The following is a 13,468-nucleotide window of genomic DNA, read 5'->3' as shown; positions in this document are numbered from 1 at the left end:
TCCAGCAGTGCCCCAGCCGCAATAGCCGGCGGCACTGCGCGGAAAACGCCAACAAGGAAGCACACCCACCATGTTCGAGTCCGTCAAGTCGCTACTAGAAGAGCATGCCGCAATCCAGGCGCAGCTCTCGGATCCAGCGGTGTACGCCGACCAGGCGCTGGCCCGCAAGCTCGGCCGCCGCTCGGCACAGCTGAACGGCATCGTCGAGGCCTACAACAAGTGGCACGCCGCCACCGAGGACCTGGAAGCAGCCAAGGAAATGGCTGACGAGGATCCGGACTTCGCAGAAGAGGTGGAAACCCTCACCGCCGCCCTGCCAGAGCTCGAGGAGAAGCTGCGCCGCCTGCTGATCCCGCGCGACGAGAACGACGGCCGCGACGTGATCCTCGAAGTCAAGGGCGGCGAGGGCGGCGACGAAGCAGCGCTGTTCGCAGCCGACCTGCTGCGCATGTACACCCGTTTCGCCGAGCACAAGGGCTGGAAGGTGGAGATGATCTCCTTCAACGAGTCCGACCTCGGCGGCTACAAGGACGCCCAGGTTGCCATCAAGGGCAAATCGAACGACCCGGCCGAAGGCGTCTACGCCCAGCTGAAGTTCGAAGGCGGCGTGCACCGCGTGCAGCGCGTGCCGGTCACCGAATCCCAAGGCCGCATCCACACCTCGGCTGCCGGCGTGCTGGTCCTGCCCGAGGTGGACGAGCCCGAAGAAGTCGACATCCACCAGAACGACCTGAAGATCGACGTCTACCGTTCCTCGGGCCCCGGCGGCCAGTCGGTGAACACCACCGACTCCGCGGTGCGCATTACCCACCTGCCCACCGGCATCGTGGTGGCCATGCAGAACGAGAAGTCGCAGATCCAGAACCGCGAAGCCGCGATGCGCGTGCTGCGTTCGCGCCTGCTGGCCCACCAGCAGGAGATCATCGACAAGGAGAACTCGGCCCAGCGTGCAAGCCAGATCCGCACCATGGACCGCTCCGAGCGCATCCGCACCTACAACTACCCGGAAAACCGCATTGCCGACCACCGCACCGGCTACAAGGCCTACAACCTTGACGCCGTGATGGACGGGGACCTGCAGCCGGTGGTTGAATCCTGCATCCAGATGGACGAGGAAGAGCGCTTGGCAGCGCTGGGCGAGTAACGACGCCTTGGAAGAACTCACTGCCGTACGCCGCCAGGCGATTGCGGCGCTGGCCGACGCCGGGGTGCCAAGCCCCGGCGTCGACGTCGACCTGCTGCTGTGCCACGTGCTGGGCATTGACCGCTCGGAACTGAAGCTGCGCGAACTGCGTGGCGAGGGCCTCGACCCTGGATCCCGGGAGCAATTCACCGCCCTGGTGGCCGCCCGGCGCACCCGCATCCCGCTGCAGCACCTGACTGGCGTGGCGTACTTCCGCTACCTGGAGCTGAAGGTGGGACCGGGAGTATTCACCCCGCGCCCGGAAACCGAAACCGTGGTGCAGCTCGGCCTTGATTTCCTGGCCGGCCAAGGCATCGGCACCCCGCGGTGCATTGATTTGTGCTCAGGCTCCGGCGCCATTGCAGCGTCCGTGGCCAGCGAAGTGCCAGCAGCCAGCGTCTGGGCCGTGGAGCTCTCGGAGGATGCCATCGGCTACACCCGGGCCAACTGCGAGCCGCACCGGGTCACCGTGCTGCACCAGGATGCCACGGCGGTCCCCGGGGAACTGGAAGGCACCATGGACCTGGTGATCTCCAATCCGCCGTATATTCCGCCCAACGCGGTGCCGCGCGAAGTGGAAGTGCGCGAGCACGACCCGGAAATGGCGTTATACGGGCTCGGGGAGGACGGACTGGACATTCCGCGAGCCATTACCGCCCAAGCCATGAAGCTCTTGCGTCCCGGCGGCTACTACGTGATGGAACACGCCGAAGTGCAGCACGAAACCGCGGCAGCCATGCTGCGCGCGGCCGGATTCACGCAGGTAGCTGGCCATGAAGATTTGACCGGGCGCGCCCGCGCCACATCCGGCTACGCGCCGCAATAACCAAACCACACCCAGTGCATGAAAGAATGATCCCGTGAGCACAACATTTTCGGTAAGCAACGAGCAGGAACACGCTGAAGGCATCGCCGCAGCCAAGGCCGCGCTGGCGGACAAGCGCTGCATCGTCTTGCCTACAGATACCGTCTACGGGATCGGCGCCGATGCATTCAGCGCCCAGGGCGTGGCGATGCTGCTGGCCGCCAAAGGCCGCAACCGCACCATGCCCCCGCCAGTGCTGATCGCCCAGAGTTCCACCATGGACGGATTGGCCAGGGACATCCCCGAGGCCGCGCGCAAGCTGGCCGAAGCGTTCTGGCCAGGCGGACTGACCCTGATCCTGCAGGCCCAGCCTTCGCTGACCTGGGATCTGGGGGAGACCCGCGGCACCGTGGCGCTGCGCGTGCCCAACGACGACACCGCCCTGGAACTCCTGGGCCAGACCGGCCCGTTGGCCGTGTCCTCGGCCAACCGCACCGGCAACGCGGCGGCGCTGGATGTCGAGCAGGCTTTCGCTCAGCTCGGGGAGTCGGTGGATGTCTACCTCGACGGCGGCCCGCGCGGCGAGGCCGGGGAAGAGGTCCTGCCATCGACCATCATCGATTGCACCGGCCAGAACCTGCGGGTGGTTCGCTCGGGCGCGATTTCCATTGAGGAATTGCGCGTGGTCGTCCCTGGCATTCTCGATTTGGGACAGGACGCACCGGAAACCGGCGCATGAGAACATACGTACTGCTCATAGCATTCAGCTTTACGGTTTCGTTCCTGCTCACCCCGATCATCCGCACCCTTGGCCACCGTTTCACCGGCAACCAGTTGGTGCGCGAACGCGACCAGCACGAAAAACCGATCGTGAAGTTCGGCGGCCTGGCGATTATCGCCGCTTTCGCCGCAGGGCTATGGCTGGCCAGCAACTTCCACTTCTTCCGCGGGGTTTTCGGCAATGACGACGCCATCCGCGGAATCGCCTACGCCCTGGGCGTCATCGTGCTCATGGGCCTGGCCGATGACATGTTCGACCTGAAGTGGTGGCTGAAGCTCGCCGGCCAGATCCTGATCGGCTGGCTGGTCGCCACCAACGGAATCGTCATCCAGTCCCTGCCCGTGGGTTCGTGGCAGATCGATGAGCAATGGATGCAGATTTCGGTGACCATTTTCCTGATCGTGCTGACCATGAACGCGATCAACTTCTCCGATGGATTGGATGGCCTGGCCGCGGGCCTGGCCGCCATTGGCGCGGCGACCTTCTTCGTGTACTCCTATGTGCTGGCCACGCACGTGAGCGCCGATGACTACGCGAACATCGGGGCCTTGCTCTGCGCCTTGCTGCTCGGTGCCTGCCTGGGCTTCTTGCCGCACAACTTCAACCCGGCGAATATCTTCATGGGGGAGACCGGCGTTCTCGCCATCGGCATGATCCTCTCGGTGGCCGCGGTGGCGGTGACCGGTGATGTGCAGGGCCTGGAGGCCCGGCGCTTCCGCAACATCCCGGCCTACATGCCGATGCTGCTGCCGATGGTGATCGTCTTCCTACCAGTACTGGACCTTGTACTCTCGGTCTTCCGCCGGCTAGCCAACAAACGCTCACCCTTTTCCCCGGACGCCAAGCACATCCACCACCGGATGCTGGCCCAGGGCCACTCGGTGCGCCAATCGGTAGTTCTGCTCTACCTGTGGGCCGCCGTGATTGCCGTCTCAGTGGTTTCCATCGCCTTCATCCCGGTCATTCTGGTGGTCCCGATGGCCTTGCTGTTGTTCCTAGTGGCAGCGGTAGCAACGTGGCGTCCCCTGGTGATCAAGCGGGTCGAGGCCTTACGCAAGCGCATGGGCAAAGCCTAGCCCGATCAAATAGCAGGGTAACGCACAAGCAATCTGTTTCTATCTCGTGTAGAATTCAATCTGGATCTTCTTTCATCTGCTCTTTAGGGAATAGGTGGAAGTTTCAAGTTTCATCAGCATCGATGGGTGCACGATGGTTCCTCGGTGTTGACGAAGAAAGGTTGCGGACGTGAATTCTGGTTCTGCCCGCGTCAGTGCTTCGTCAGCCCCGAAATCCATCTGGTTGCCGATTCTTGGCTTGTCACTGGTGTATTCGCTGATCGCTACCGCCATATTTTTCCTGATTTCATGGTTGGTTGCCGATCTTCGCTACGCGCTTTCTGGCGCGCTGGCTGCCGGGATTGTGATTGGCTTTTTCGCGATTGGCATTCTCATTGCCGAAGCTGCAGGGCGAATTCGCCACTCGTGGGCCATGCCCGCGTTCTTGGGTGTCTTTGTCATCAAGGTTTTTGGCATCGCCTTCGTGTTGTTGAACCTGGGGTTGCCCGATTGGGTTAATCGCCAGGGATTCGTTCTTGCAGCAGCTATCTCCCTTGTTGCCTGGCAGGTTGGCGAGGTGCGCGCTTTCATGAAGGCGCGCCTGGCTATCTACAACGAGGAATAGAGTATTCCGCGCGACTTTGTGTCGGTGGGGTGCTGTGAGTTTGATAAGCTTACTTCGGGTCATTTTTGGCCGTCCGCTCAACTGCGGGCGGAATACGCAATATGCATCCGCGGGGTAACCCGCAGATGGACCTTCATCAGGGTTGATGCTTCTGGCATGGGCCATGATGGGATCCCCGTTTGATCTTTTCTTCACACGGTGAGAGGCAGTTACCGCCAGTCACCGCCTTTTGCCCGTGACCGTTACTGCAGAGAGGACAGCGCGTTGTTCGCGTTTGCGCTCCCAATGGCCTCAGAAGAAGGCGGCTTCGTACCGCCATCCGTTTCCGATACCCACCTCCCGGATCTTTTCCCGTGGATGGCTGAGTACGGCACGGGTTTCGGCAAGCAGATGCTCATGATCGTTTTGTCGATCGTGCTTATCTCTTGGTTCTTCACCGTGGCCATCAAGAACCCGAAGCTGGTTCCAGGCAAGATGCAGTACATCGCTGAGTCCGGTTACGCGTTTGTACGTAACGGAATTGGCCGCGACATCATCGGCGAGAAGAACTTCCGTCCTTGGATTCCTCTGCTGTTCGCGACCTTCTTCTTCGTACTGCTGAACAACCTCTTCGGCGCGATTCCGTTCCTGCAGCTTCCATCGTTCTCACACGCTGGTTCTGCATACGCGATGGCTATCATCATCTACGGCACCTGGATTGCTGTAGGCCTGAAGAACCACGGTATCCGCTACTTCAAGTTGGCCGTCGTCCCGTCCGGTGTTCCGGGCTGGATCATGCCACTGATGATTCCGTTGGAAATCATTTCTAACTTCATCGTTCGCCCGCTGACGCACTCGCTGCGTTTGATGGCAACGATGCTGGCCGGTCACATGATCGTGATGCTGGCAGCTGCCGGCGCTCGTCACCTGATCGTTGTCCAGGACTCCCTGGCCATGAACGGCCTTGGCATCCTGGTCATCGTTGGCTCGGTCGCCATGTACTTCCTGGAACTGCTGATCATGGTCCTGCAGGCGTTTGTTTTCGCCCTGCTGACCGCGATCTACCTCCAGGGTGCAATCGAAGCCGACGCCCACTAGGCCAACACTTCTTTTCTTCCAACCCATAAAGATCTTCCTTGAGTCGCTCAAGGAATACCTCACAACCTACCGGCAAAAGCTCGGTATCTTGAAAGGAACATAATCACATGTTGCACGGCTCCCTGAATATGATCGGCTACGGCCTGGCTGCTATCGGTTCGGCTATCGGCGTTGGCTTGATCTTCGCTGCCTACATCAACGGTGTTGCACGTCAGCCTGAGGCTCAGCGCATCCTGCAGCCAATCGCCATGCTTGGCTTCGCACTTGCTGAAGCACTGGCCATCCTGGGCCTGGTCTTCGCTTTCGTCATCGGCGCCTAGTCTTTTCGCAACTGTAGTGGCCTCGCCACTATCGCGAGGCGTACACACAAGCGGAAACTAGTAGATAAGGAATAGTGAGAATGAACAGCACTGATTTCATCCTCGCTGCGAGCGAATCGGTCAACCCGCTGTTGCCGAACCCGTGGGAAATTCTCGTCACGGGTGTTGGTTTCGCGGTCCTTCTGTTCATCGTCATCAAGGTAATTGCTCCAAAGTTCGAGCAGTCCTATGAAGATCGCGTCACCGCGATCGAAGGTGGCCTTGAGAAGGCTGAAGCAGCGCAGAAGGAAGCAGAGGAGACCTTGGCACAGTACAAGGCCCAGCTTCTGGAAGCACGCACCGAAGCAAACCGCATCCGTGAGGAAGCTCGTAGCGAAGGTGCTCAGATCCTTGCGGATCTGAAGACCAAGGCAACCGATGAGGCAGCTCGTATCACCGAGCAGTCGCACCGCCAGATCGAAGCTGAGCGCGTATCCGCTCTGGCTTCGCTCCGCACCGACGTGGGCGCATTGGCTACCGAGCTTGCAAGCAAGGTTGTTGACGAAGCTCTGCAGGACGATGCCCGTGCCCAGCGCGTGGTTGACAAGTTCCTGACCGATTTGGAAGCTCAGCAGAACGCAGGTGCATCGAACTAATGGCAAGTGTATCGAGCGAGTCACTGGCAAAGGCTTTGGCGTTCCTGGAACCCAAGCTGGCACTGGCATCTATTGAGCTGCCTAAGGAACTGTTCGCGGTCCTGGAAGTACTGGATGCAAATGCCGGTCTCCGCCGCGCAATGACTGACCCAGCCCGTGGAAATGCCGACAAGGCAGGCCTTTTGGCTCAGCTGCTGCACGGAAAGGTCTCGGCTGACGCCGAGGACGTCGTCGCACAGCTGGCTTCTACCCGCTGGAGCTCGGAACGCGACATTAGCGATGCGCTCGAATCGCTGGCTGTCACTGCGGTCACCGCAGTGGCAGAGCAGCAGGACGGCGCTTCGGGGCTGAACAAGCTGGAGCAGGATCTGTTCTCCTTCATCGAGGTAGTGCGTGGCAATCACGAACTGCAGCGTGCGTTGGATGATGCACAGGCCCCAGTCGAGGCTAAGCGCACTCTCGCGCTGAAGCTCGTGCCTAACGCGTCGCAGACCTCGCAGGTTTTGATCTCCCAGGCAGTTTCGAACCCCCGCGGTTTGAAGCCAGCAGCCTTGGTTGGACGTTTCGTAGAGCTCGTGGCCAAGCGCCAGCAGCGCTGGATTGCCTCGGTAACCAGCTCTGTAGAACTTTCCGAAGCCCAGCTTTCGCGCCTGGAGACCAGCCTGAACAAGCTATACGGTCGTCAGCTCAAGCTCAACGCCACTACCGACCCATCGCTGGTCGGTGGACTGGTAGTCAAGGTTGGCGACGAAGTTGTCGACGCTTCCGTGGCATCACGCGTGGCCGAGTTGCGCCGCGCCTTGGCCAGCTAGGACTCATTGGGCTAGGGAGTGATCCTTCGCCTGGTGTTCCTGGCTGCCAGGACCACAACAGACTTCATTCACATTCGATTCGGTCCAATGGACCGGATCACAATTTAGGAGAGCAGGGACTGCAGATGGCCGATTTGACCATCAATGCCAACGACGTCCGCGATGCCCTAAACGAGTTCGCATCTTCCTACGAACCGGGTAAGGCAGAGCGCACCGAGGTGGGACGCGTCGTCGCCGCGAGCGACGGCATCGCCAGAGTGGAAGGCCTTCCTTCCGTCATGGCCAACGAGTTGCTGAAGTTCGAAGATGGCACCCTGGGCCTGGCCCAGAACCTCGATACCCGCGAAATCGGTGTCGTTGTGCTTGGTGACTTCACCGGCATCGAAGCTGGCCAGAAGGTAGAGCGCACCGGCGAGATCCTTTCGGTTCCAGTCGGCGACGGCTACCTGGGCCGCGTGGTCGACCCGTTGGGCGAGCCACTGGACAACTTGGGCCCAATCGCAGCCGAGGGCCGTCGCGCCCTGGAGCTGCAGGCACCAGGCGTGACCCAGCGCAAGAGCGTGCACGAGCCAATGCAGACCGGTCTGAAGGCTATCGACGCCATGATCCCGATCGGCCGTGGCCAGCGTCAGCTGATCATTGGCGACCGCCAGACCGGCAAGACCGCTATCGCGGTTGACACCATCCTGAACCAGCGTGCTAACTGGGAATCCGGCGATCAGACCAAGCAGGTTCGCTGCGTCTACGTGGCAATTGGCCAGAAGGCATCGACCATCGCTGCCGTTCGCCAGACCCTCGAAGAGCAGGGCGCACTGGAGTACACCACCATCGTGGCGTCCCCGGCATCCGACCCAGCCGGCTTCAAGTACTTGGCTCCATACGCAGGCTCGGCCATCGGCCAGCACTGGATGTACGGCGGCAAGCACGTTCTGATCGTCTTCGATGATCTGTCGAAGCAGGCTGAAGCCTACCGTGCCGTGTCCCTGCTGCTGCGCCGTCCGCCAGGACGCGAAGCCTACCCAGGTGACGTCTTCTACCTGCACTCCCGCCTGCTTGAGCGTTGCGCCAAGCTGTCGGACGAGCTGGGTGCAGGTTCGATGACTGGCTTGCCAATCATCGAAACCAAGGCAAACGACGTGGGCGCGTTCATCCCGACCAACGTCATCTCGATCACCGACGGCCAGATCTTCTTGCAGTCGGATCTCTTCAACGCCAACCAGCGTCCAGCTGTCGACGTGGGTATCTCGGTATCCCGCGTTGGCGGTTCGGCACAGGTCAAGGCCATGAAGAAGGTCTCCGGTACCTTGAAGCTGGAATTGGCCCAGTACCGCGACATGCAGGCATTCGCAATGTTCGCCTCGGACCTGGATGCTGCTTCCAAGCAGCAGCTGACCCGTGGTGCGCGCCTGATGGAACTGCTCAAGCAGGGCCAGTACACCCCGTACCCGGTTGAGGACCAGGTCGTTTCGATCTGGGCCGGCACCAACGGCTACCTGGACGATGTCCCGGTTGAGGATGTACGCCGCTTCGAGGGCGAGTTCATCGACTACCTGCGCCACCGCACCGATGTACTGACCGTGATTGGCCAGACCGGCAAGCTGGAGAACGAGACTCTGGAAGCCATGAAGACCGCTGTTGCGGACTTCAAGGCCGGCTTCTTCGGCGAAGGCGACGACAAGCTTGTCGCCGCCGGGCACGAAGAGCACGACGCTCTCGATTCCGAGTCCGTTGACCAGGAAAAGATCGTCAAGCAGAAGCGCTGACAATTTCCTTGCCAAGGGGGAGCGGCGCCGGTAACGGCGCCGCCCTCCCGAGGTAGGGGATAAGGAAAGGACACACATGGGAGCCCAGATTCGGGTCTACCGCCAGAAGATCGGATCGACCAAGTCGATGCGCAAGATCTTCAAGGCGATGGAACTGATCGCTGCATCCCGCATTGGTAAGGCGCGTACGCGTGTCTCGGCCTCGCTGCCGTATGCCAATGCGATTACCCGTGCAGTAACCGCCGTCGCGTCCCAGGCCGATGTCGAGCATCCACTGACCACCGAGCCGGCGCAGGTACGCCGCGCCGCGGTCTTGGTGATGACTTCGGACCGAGGACTTGCCGGGTCCTACTCCGCCAGCGTTCTGAAGCAGGCAGAGCACCTCGTGGAACTCCTGCGTGAAGAAGGCAAGGAAGTCAAGACCTACTTGGTCGGCCGCAAGGCCCAGGCTTACTTTGATTTCCGTTCACGCGAGTACGCACGAGTGTGGACCGGGGAAACTGATTCCCCGCGTTTCGAAACCGCACGCGAGCTGCGCGATGTCCTCCTGGAGGACTTCGACACCGATTTCGAGCAGGGTGGCGTGGACGAGATCCACGTCGTCTACACCCAGTTCAAGTCGATGGTCACGCAGGAACCGACGGTCATCCGTCTGTTGCCGTTGGAGGTTGTCGAGGATGAATCCGAGACTCCAACCGACGAGCTGTTGCCACTGTACGAGTTTGAGCCATCGCCGGAAGAAGTGCTTGACGCACTGCTTCCGCGCTACATCGATTCTCGACTGTTCAACTGCCAGTTGCAGTCCGCTGCTTCCGAGCTCGCTGCCCGCCAGCGCGCCATGAAGGCCGCAGGCGACAACGCTGGTGAACTGATCAAGAAGTACACCCGATTGCTCAACAATGCCCGTCAGGCTGAAATCACCCAGGAGCTTTCGGAAATTATCGCCGGCGCCGACGCGCTGAACAGCTAATTACCGATACTCCGACCAGACAAGAAGTGAGAAAGATGACTGCCCAACTCAACGAGCAGGTTACCGCAGGGGCCATCGGTCGCATCGCGCGCGTGACTGGCCCGGTCGTGGACGTCGAGTTCCCAGCCGACGCACTGCCTGCTATCTACAACGCACTGACCGCTGAGCTGACCCTCAACGGCGAAACCAAGAAGATCACCTTCGAGACCAGCCAGCACCTCGGTGAGGGCCTGGTCCGCGCAGTATCGCTGCAGGCCACCGACGGCCTGGTCCGCGGTGCTTCGGTGACCGATACCGGCGCTGCTATCTCCGTCCCAGTAGGCGACGGCGTCAAGGGCCACATCTTCAACGTTCTGGGCGACGCCCTGGACGTTGACAACTCGGAGATCCAGGTCACCGAGCGTTGGCCAATCCACCGCCAGCCTCCGAAGTTCTCGGAGCTCGAGGGCTCGACCGAAATGCTGGAAACCGGCATCAAGTCGATCGACCTCCTGACCCCGTACATCAAGGGCGGCAAGATCGGCCTGTTCGGCGGCGCCGGCGTTGGCAAGACCGTGCTGATCCAGGAAATGATCACCCGTGTTGCACGTAACTTCGGTGGTACCTCGGTATTCGCCGGTGTTGGCGAGCGCACCCGTGAAGGCAACGACCTCTGGGTCGAAATGGACGAGGCAAACGTCCTGAAGGACACCGCACTGGTGTTCGGCCAGATGGATGAGCCACCTGGAACCCGTTTGCGCGTGGCACTGTCGGCTCTGACCATGGCGGAATACTTCCGCGATGTCCAGAACCAGGACGTGCTGCTGTTCATCGACAACATCTTCCGCTTCACCCAGGCCGGTTCCGAGGTGTCGACCCTGCTGGGCCGCATGCCTTCCGCCGTGGGCTACCAGCCGAACTTGGCCGATGAAATGGGTCTGCTGCAGGAACGCATCACCTCGACGAAGGGCCGCTCGATCACCTCGATGCAGGCTGTCTACGTCCCGGCCGATGACTACACCGACCCGGCTCCAGCAGCAACCTTCGCCCACTTGGATGCAACCACCGAGCTGTCGCGTGAAATCGCGTCGCGCGGCCTGTACCCGGCGATCGACCCGCTGACCTCGACCTCGCGAATCCTGGATCCGCAGTACATTGGCCAGGATCACTACGATGTAGCCATCCGCGTGAAGGCCATTCTGCAGAAGAACAAGGAACTGCAGGACATCATCGCGATCCTCGGTATCGACGAGCTGGGCGAAGAGGACAAGATCGTCGTTGCCCGTGCACGCCGTATCCAGCAGTTCCTCTCGCAGAACACCTACACCGCAAAGCAGTTCACCGGTGTCGAGGGCTCGACCGTATCGATCAAGGACACCATCGAAGGCTTCAAGGCCATTTGCGATGGCGAATTGGACCACATTGCAGAGCAGGCGTTCTTCAACATCGGCGGTCTTGACGACGTCGAGCGCCAGTGGGCCGAAATCCAGAAGGCCAGCTAATTATGGCTGAGCTTCAGGTCGAAATCGTCGCGGCTGACCACTTCGTGTGGTCGGGCGCTGCGAAGCTGGTCAAGGCTCGTTCGGTGGACGGCGAGATCGGTGTTCTGCCCGGTCACGTTCCGATGCTGTCCGTGCTTGCCGCTGGGGACCTGGAAATCGAACCGGTTTCCGAGTCCCGCTTCTCGGTCCAGATCGACGGAGGCTTCTTCTCTGTTGATTCGGATCGCGTAGTGATCGTTGCTGACAACGCTGTGCTTGGTACCGCAGCGTAGGCGATGAATTGTTTGAGATAACCGCACCAGTTCTGATCGCGTTGCTGATCCTGATCGGCATCGCCATGTTCTTCGGGGCCATGGCAGTGCGCCGCATCCAATTGCGGCGCACGCTGGGCACCTTCGATGCATCCATCCTGGCGCCTTCGGGCAAATGGATGATGGTCATCGGCCGCTACGGCGGAGCGCATGTGGACCTGTTGCGGTTTTTCTCTGTCTCCCCGGTCCCGAGTTTCGTGATCGAGCGCCGTGGCCTGGATATCACCGGGACACGCCAGCCCACCGATGAGGAAACCTCGCGGATCCCGCCAGGATTCATCATCGTGATGCTGGTGCGCAGCGGTGATGAGCTGCTGCTGGCCATGGACTACCGCGACTACACCGGCTTCTCGGCCTGGCTCGAAGCCGGGCCGATCGCCGGGAGCTGGCAGATCTAGAACTTGATAAAGCAAAACCGCCGTTGCAGATGCAGCGGCGGTTTTCGCGTTCCCTGGCTAGGCATGCTGGCAGGCAGCGTTGTCAGGCTGGGGAGGCCGCTGCGTACTCGGCGCACTGCTCGGCTGCGCGTGGCGGCTCGGGGGAGTACCTCCGGATCCAGGACACTGCAGCCGCCGATCCGAAAAGAGTGGGCAGGCACTGCGCTGAGTGCGGAATGCCTGGGCGCGTGGCGCAGGACGTAGTTGACTGTTCCCATGAAACGGACCTTGATCCTTGGCGGCACCGCGTGGCTCGGCCGCGAGCTGGCGCGGCAGCTGATCCGCAGTGGCCACGAAGTCACCTGCTTGGCGCGCGGCAATTCCGGCGAGGTTGCCCAGGGCGCGCAGCTGGTGCGTGCCGACCGGAGCCAGCCCGGGGCATATGACGCCGTGCAGGGCATCGAATTCGACTCGGTCATCGAGCTGTCCTATGAGCCGCAATGGGTGCAGGAGGCGCTGGCGGCCCTGGCCGCGACTGCGCGGCACTGGTCCCTGGTTTCCTCCATCTCGGTGTATGCCAGCGCGCAGCTGCCCGGTGCCGGCGAAGACGCGCAACTGCATGAACCCTCCGATCCCGGCGACTACGGGCATGCAAAGGTCCTTGCCGAACGGGCCAGCACAGCGATGGTTGCCGACCGGCTGCTCATTGCCCGTCCGGGGCTGCTTGCCGGACCTGGCGATCCCAGCGACCGCTTTTCCTACTGGGTTTCGCGCTTGGCCTTGGCCGGTGCCGGCCAGGTCCTCATCCCGCCAACCGCTGGCCGCCATGTGCAGGTGATCGACGTGCGCGATGCCGCCGCGTGGATCATCGATGCCGCAGCGCGTTCGCTGACGGGAACCTTCAACGTGGCCGGAACATCACATGGCTTCGCCCAATTCCTCAGCACGGCCGCGCGGATCGCGGGATTCAGCGGGGAACTGGCCACCGCCCAGGACGCATGGCTGCGCGAACGCCAGGTCAATTACTGGGCCGGGGCGCGTTCGCTGCCGCTGTGGCTTGCGCTGGAGGACCACGGCTTCGCCCAGCGCAGCAAGCAGCGGTACGCCTTGGCCGGTGGCCCGGAACGGGACCTGGAGGACTTGCTCGGCGACGTGCTGGCCGATGAACGGGCGCGCGGACTGGACCGGCCCCGGCGTGCTGGCCTGGGCCGGGCCGAGGAGCTTGAGCTGCTCGGCCAGCTCGCGCGGAACCGGCAGGGCTAGCGCAGTCCGG

The 13,468-nt window shown here is 61.6% G+C and carries 15 protein-coding genes; all 15 read left to right on the top strand.

Going from position 1 to position 13,468, the window contains the following annotated elements:
- Positions 1 to 70 precede the first annotated feature (70 nt).
- The 15 genes from prfA to ACP3TE_RS00780 all read left to right on the top strand — a co-directional run bounded on the left by prfA (position 71) and on the right by ACP3TE_RS00780 (position 13,458).
- Positions 71 to 1,144: a peptide chain release factor 1 gene (gene prfA, locus ACP3TE_RS00850; protein ID WP_105658405.1), complete on the top strand. Its 1,074-nt coding sequence runs from the start codon at positions 71 to 73 to the stop codon at positions 1,142 to 1,144.
- A 7-nt stretch (positions 1,145 to 1,151) separates the two neighbouring features.
- Positions 1,152 to 2,009 (top strand): peptide chain release factor N(5)-glutamine methyltransferase, encoded by an 858-nt coding sequence (gene prmC, locus ACP3TE_RS00845; protein WP_332731250.1) that lies wholly within the window; start codon positions 1,152 to 1,154, stop codon positions 2,007 to 2,009.
- Positions 2,010 to 2,043: 34 nt separating this feature from the next.
- Positions 2,044 to 2,727: an L-threonylcarbamoyladenylate synthase gene (locus tag ACP3TE_RS00840; RefSeq protein ID WP_332731251.1), complete on the top strand. Its 684-nt coding sequence runs from the start codon at positions 2,044 to 2,046 to the stop codon at positions 2,725 to 2,727.
- Positions 2,724 to 3,845: an MraY family glycosyltransferase gene (locus ACP3TE_RS00835; RefSeq protein ID WP_332488148.1), complete on the top strand. Its 1,122-nt coding sequence runs from the start codon at positions 2,724 to 2,726 to the stop codon at positions 3,843 to 3,845. The genes ACP3TE_RS00840 and ACP3TE_RS00835 overlap by 4 nt, the downstream gene beginning before the upstream one ends.
- Before the next feature lie 247 nt (positions 3,846 to 4,092).
- Positions 4,093 to 4,449, top strand: coding sequence for a hypothetical protein (locus tag ACP3TE_RS00830; RefSeq protein ID WP_146112315.1), 357 nt, complete (start codon positions 4,093 to 4,095; stop codon positions 4,447 to 4,449).
- 285 nt (positions 4,450 to 4,734) lie between these two features.
- Positions 4,735 to 5,526: a F0F1 ATP synthase subunit A gene (gene atpB / locus ACP3TE_RS00825; protein WP_105658410.1), complete on the top strand. Its 792-nt coding sequence runs from the start codon at positions 4,735 to 4,737 to the stop codon at positions 5,524 to 5,526.
- Positions 5,527 to 5,633: 107 nt separating this feature from the next.
- Positions 5,634 to 5,846, top strand: a complete 213-nt coding sequence (locus ACP3TE_RS00820; RefSeq protein WP_013348621.1) for an ATP synthase subunit C — start codon at positions 5,634 to 5,636, stop codon at positions 5,844 to 5,846.
- 80 nt (positions 5,847 to 5,926) lie between these two features.
- Positions 5,927 to 6,481, top strand: coding sequence for a F0F1 ATP synthase subunit B (locus tag ACP3TE_RS00815; protein ID WP_013348622.1), 555 nt, complete (start codon positions 5,927 to 5,929; stop codon positions 6,479 to 6,481).
- On the top strand, positions 6,481 to 7,293 hold the full coding sequence (locus ACP3TE_RS00810; RefSeq protein ID WP_332488160.1) for a F0F1 ATP synthase subunit delta: 813 nt from the start codon (positions 6,481 to 6,483) through the stop codon (positions 7,291 to 7,293). The genes ACP3TE_RS00815 and ACP3TE_RS00810 overlap by 1 nt, the downstream gene beginning before the upstream one ends.
- A 125-nt stretch (positions 7,294 to 7,418) precedes the next feature.
- Entirely contained in the window at positions 7,419 to 9,056 is a 1,638-nt protein-coding gene (gene atpA / locus ACP3TE_RS00805) for a F0F1 ATP synthase subunit alpha (protein ID WP_133834461.1), read from the top strand.
- Between the two features lie 76 nt (positions 9,057 to 9,132).
- Complete coding sequence (locus ACP3TE_RS00800; RefSeq protein WP_133834460.1) at positions 9,133 to 10,026, top strand: F0F1 ATP synthase subunit gamma; 894 nt, start codon at positions 9,133 to 9,135, stop codon at positions 10,024 to 10,026.
- A 35-nt stretch (positions 10,027 to 10,061) separates the two neighbouring features.
- A complete protein-coding gene (atpD, locus tag ACP3TE_RS00795; RefSeq protein WP_133834459.1) occupies positions 10,062 to 11,507 on the top strand; it encodes a F0F1 ATP synthase subunit beta in 1,446 nt (481 codons plus the stop codon).
- A 2-nt stretch (positions 11,508 to 11,509) separates the two neighbouring features.
- Positions 11,510 to 11,779 (top strand): F0F1 ATP synthase subunit epsilon, encoded by a 270-nt coding sequence (locus tag ACP3TE_RS00790; protein WP_038990466.1) that lies wholly within the window; start codon positions 11,510 to 11,512, stop codon positions 11,777 to 11,779.
- Positions 11,780 to 11,787: 8 nt separating this feature from the next.
- Complete coding sequence (locus tag ACP3TE_RS00785; protein WP_105658413.1) at positions 11,788 to 12,216, top strand: DUF2550 domain-containing protein; 429 nt, start codon at positions 11,788 to 11,790, stop codon at positions 12,214 to 12,216.
- Between the two features lie 255 nt (positions 12,217 to 12,471).
- Entirely contained in the window at positions 12,472 to 13,458 is a 987-nt protein-coding gene (locus ACP3TE_RS00780) for an NAD-dependent epimerase/dehydratase family protein (protein WP_426734854.1), read from the top strand.
- Positions 13,459 to 13,468: the final 10 nt, after the last annotated feature.

Source organism: Glutamicibacter sp. 2E12 (assembly GCF_050030965.1).
GTDB lineage: Bacteria > Actinomycetota > Actinomycetes > Actinomycetales > Micrococcaceae > Glutamicibacter.
This window is presented reverse-complemented; position numbering and strand designations above follow the sequence as displayed.

Coding starts and splice junctions, on each gene's coding strand:
- ACP3TE_RS00810 (WP_332488160.1), top strand. CDS start 6,481: ATGGCAAGTGTATCGAGCGAGTCACTGGCAAAGGCTTTGGCGTTCCTG.
- ACP3TE_RS00780 (WP_426734854.1), top strand. CDS start 12,472: ATGAAACGGACCTTGATCCTTGGCGGCACCGCGTGGCTCGGCCGCGAG.
- ACP3TE_RS00820 (WP_013348621.1), top strand. CDS start 5,634: ATGTTGCACGGCTCCCTGAATATGATCGGCTACGGCCTGGCTGCTATC.
- atpB (WP_105658410.1), top strand. CDS start 4,735: ATGGCCTCAGAAGAAGGCGGCTTCGTACCGCCATCCGTTTCCGATACC.
- prfA (WP_105658405.1), top strand. CDS start 71: ATGTTCGAGTCCGTCAAGTCGCTACTAGAAGAGCATGCCGCAATCCAG.
- ACP3TE_RS00835 (WP_332488148.1), top strand. CDS start 2,724: ATGAGAACATACGTACTGCTCATAGCATTCAGCTTTACGGTTTCGTTC.
- atpD (WP_133834459.1), top strand. CDS start 10,062: ATGACTGCCCAACTCAACGAGCAGGTTACCGCAGGGGCCATCGGTCGC.
- ACP3TE_RS00800 (WP_133834460.1), top strand. CDS start 9,133: ATGGGAGCCCAGATTCGGGTCTACCGCCAGAAGATCGGATCGACCAAG.
- atpA (WP_133834461.1), top strand. CDS start 7,419: ATGGCCGATTTGACCATCAATGCCAACGACGTCCGCGATGCCCTAAAC.
- ACP3TE_RS00815 (WP_013348622.1), top strand. CDS start 5,927: ATGAACAGCACTGATTTCATCCTCGCTGCGAGCGAATCGGTCAACCCG.
- ACP3TE_RS00790 (WP_038990466.1), top strand. CDS start 11,510: ATGGCTGAGCTTCAGGTCGAAATCGTCGCGGCTGACCACTTCGTGTGG.